Below are 2,788 nucleotides of genomic sequence, written 5' to 3' on the forward strand. Positions count from 1 at the left end.
ATCCTGCCGGAGCATTGGCAGATGGTGGTGGGCAAAGATAAAAAGAAGCAGTTTGATATTCTCAAAAAGCTGATGAATGCCCCGGATGTGACGGAAGTGGTAAATGCCTGCGATGCCGGACGCGAGGGCGAGCTGATTTTCCGCAGTGTCTATGAGCTGGCAGGCTGTCAAAAGCCGATGAAAAGGCTCTGGATTTCTTCGATGGAGGACTCCGCCATCAGGGAGGGCTTTGCAAACCTGCGCCCCGGTGCGGACTATGATGGACTTCGTGATGCTGCCCTCTGCCGTGCCAAGGCGGACTGGCTGGTGGGGATCAATGCCACAAGGCTTTTTTCCGTGCTGTACCACCGCACCCTCAACATCGGGCGCGTGATGTCCCCTACGCTGGCACTCATTGTCCAGCGAGAAGCTGAGATCGACACCTTTAAGCCGGTTCCCTTTTATACCGTGGCACTGGAGCTGCCCGGTCTTACCGTATCCGGGGAGCGCATGGCGGATAAGGCCGCTGCCGAGCAGCTGAAAGAAGTCTGCCAGGGTGCAGCCGTCACGATCAAAAAGGTGGAGTGCAAGGAAAAGTCCGAAAAGCCGCCCGCCCTCTATGACCTGACTACTCTGCAAAGAGATGCCAACCGCTTGCTTGGATTTACAGCCCAGCAGACCCTGGACTATCTGCAAAGCCTGTATGAAAAGAAGCTCTGCACCTATCCCCGTACTGACAGCCGCTATCTGACTGGCGATATGGCAGACAGCCTGCCGGTGCTGGTGAATTTGGTTGCCAATGCTATGCCGTTTCGCAAAGGAATCGCCCTTACCTGTGATCCGCAGACGGTAATCAACGATAAGAAAGTAACCGACCACCACGCAGTAATCCCTACCAGAAATCTCAAGGACGCAGACCTTTCTGCCCTTCCTGCGGGAGAAAAAGCGGTGCTGGAGCTGGTGGCTCTGCGTCTGATGTGCGCCGTAGCCCAGCCCCATATCTATTCGGAAACCGTTGTGATTGCAGCGTGTGCCGGTGGGGAGTTTACCACAAAAGGGAAAACAGTGAAGCACCTCGGATGGAAAGCACTGGAGGACGCTTACCGTGCCAAAATGAAGGATGCAGAGCCGAAAAAAGAGGGCGTAGAGAAAGCCCTGCCGGAGCTGACCGAAGGACAGACACTTTCGGTTTCTGCGGCAATCGTCAAAGAAGGCAAAAGCAGTCCGCCTCAGCACTTTACGGAGGACACCCTATTGTCCGCAATGGAGACTGCCGGGAAAGATGATATGCCAGAGGATGCTGAGAGAAAAGGTCTGGGGACACCGGCCACCCGTGCCGGTATTTTGGAAAAGCTGGTATCTGCCGGTTTTCTGGAGCGAAAAAAGAACAGAAAAACGGTGCAGCTTCTTCCTTCCCACGATGCAGTATCCCTTATCACGGTGCTGCCGGAACAACTGCAATCGCCGCTTCTGACTGCCGAGTGGGAGTATCGCCTGGGCGAGATCGAGCGCGGGCAGCTTGCCCCAGAGGAGTTTCTGGACGGGATCAGCACCATGCTGAAAGATCTGGTGGGGACTTATCAGGTCATCAAGGGAACTGAGTACCTGTTCACTCCGCCCCGTGAGGTGGTGGGCAAATGCCCTCGCTGCGGCGGTGAAGTTGCAGAACTGCAAAAAGGCTTCTTCTGTCAGAATGATTCTTGCAAATTTGCAATCTGGAAAAACAACAAATGGTGGGCTACCAAGAAAAAACAGCCGACCAAAGCTGTGGTGTCTGCGCTGCTGAACGATGGCTGTGTCCGTGTGACGGGGCTATATTCGGAGAAAACCGGCAAGACCTACGATGCCACTGTGGTTTTGGAGGACGATGGACAGTATGCCAACTTCAAGCTGGAATTTGACCAGCGGAAAGGAGGCAGCCGATGAAGCTCTCTTTAGTGGAACGGGAAACCATTCTCCTCTATAACCAGGCAGAACCAATGGCTGAGGTCTATACCCACGATCCTCGTCTGATGGAGAAGCTGGAACTGCTGGCAAAAAAGCATCCCGACCAGATCACCCGAAAGGACGCCCATAACTTTACCGTCCCCAAGCGGTGTGTATCAGTCCGGGAGCCATACAGCACCGAGCGTCGCAAAGCTGCCAGTGAGCGTGCGAAAGCCGCCGGATACCAGCCCCCTGTGAAAAAGTCCGGCAGTTAAAGGCACATGGCAGAGAATGTATTTGAAGCGGTCAAGCAGTCGGTCAGCACCAGAGAAGCGGCAGCGTTTTATGGGATCGAGGTCAAACGAAATGGTATGGCCTGCTGTCCCTTTCACGATGATAAGAACCCCAGCATGAAGGTAGACCAGCGGTTCCACTGCTTTGGTTGCGGTGAAGATGGGGATGTGATCGACTTTACCGCAAAGCTCTTTAACCTCTCCCCAAAAGAAGCGGCGGAGAAACTGGCACAGGACTTTGGCCTGATCTATGACAGTCAGGCCCCGCCCCGCAGGAGATATGTCCGGCAAAAAACCGAGGCACAGAAGTTTCGGGAGAATCGACAGCGCTGTTACCGTGTACTGTCCGATTACTACTATCTGCTGAAAAAATGGGAAGCCGACCGTTCTCCCAGGACACCGGAGGAAGAACCGCACCCCCGCTTTGTGGAAGCAATCCAGAAGAAACCCTATGTAGAGTACCTGCTGGACCTTTTTCTTTATGAAAGTGAAGAAGAACAAAAGGCATGGATTGCAGAACACACAGCAGAAATCACACACTTGGAAAGGAGATTGAAAATCATGGCTGAGAACAAACCCACCAACCGAGA

The 2,788-nt window shown here is 53.8% G+C and carries 3 protein-coding genes; all 3 read left to right on the forward strand.

What is annotated here, in order from left to right:
- Window positions 1-1,905, forward strand: a 1,905-nt coding sequence (locus ACMP1L_RS08385; RefSeq protein WP_418452663.1) for a type IA DNA topoisomerase, incomplete at its 5' end; no start/stop codon positions are given.
- The gene (locus tag ACMP1L_RS08390) at window positions 1,902-2,180 is read left to right on the forward strand and encodes a hypothetical protein (RefSeq protein ID WP_009322006.1); all 279 of its coding nucleotides are present in this window, start codon (window positions 1,902-1,904) and stop codon (window positions 2,178-2,180) included. The genes ACMP1L_RS08385 and ACMP1L_RS08390, both read left to right, overlap by 4 nt.
- 6 nt (window positions 2,181-2,186) lie before the next feature.
- Window positions 2,187-2,788, forward strand: a 602-nt coding sequence (locus ACMP1L_RS08395; protein ID WP_418452664.1) for a CHC2 zinc finger domain-containing protein, incomplete at its 3' end; no start/stop codon positions are given.

The sequence above is a fragment of the Ventrimonas sp. genome, assembly GCF_048380235.1.
Lineage (GTDB): Bacteria > Bacillota > Clostridia > Lachnospirales > Lachnospiraceae > Brotaphodocola.